This window comes from Sphingomonas sp. 2378 (genome assembly GCF_038084995.1).
Taxonomy (GTDB): Bacteria; Pseudomonadota; Alphaproteobacteria; order Sphingomonadales; family Sphingomonadaceae; genus Sphingomonas.
The window spans coordinates 1-331 of sequence record NZ_JAXCMJ010000143.1 but is presented as its reverse complement, the minus strand read 5'-3'; the positions used below and the strand labels follow the sequence as shown (position 1 = coordinate 331).

At 68.6% G+C, this 331-nt stretch carries 1 pseudogene; it reads left to right on the top strand.

Annotation, left to right across the window (positions count from 1 at the left end):
• Nucleotides 1-331 (top strand): annotated as a pseudogene (locus SM191_RS19670) (electron transfer flavoprotein subunit alpha/FixB family protein); the annotation flags it as partial.

The window sequence follows — 331 nt, the reverse complement described above, 5'->3', positions numbered from 1 at the left end:
CGCGCCGCGTGTCGCCGCGCTGATCGATGTGATGCAGATCAGCGACATCCTGTCGGTCGAGGGGCCGGACAGCTTCACCCGGCCCATCTATGCGGGCAATGCCATCGCGACGGTGAAGACCAGCGATACCAAGCTGGTCCTGACCGTGCGCACCACCGCCTTCGAGAAGGCGGCGGTCGAGGGCGGCTCGGGCGAGGTCGAAGCCATCGCGTCCACCGGCGATGTGGCCAAGTCGCGCTTTGTCGGCGCGGAGAAGGCCGAGAACGCGCGGCCCGAACTGACCAGTGCCAAGGTCATCGTCTCGGGCGGTCGGGCGCTGGGCTCGGAGGAG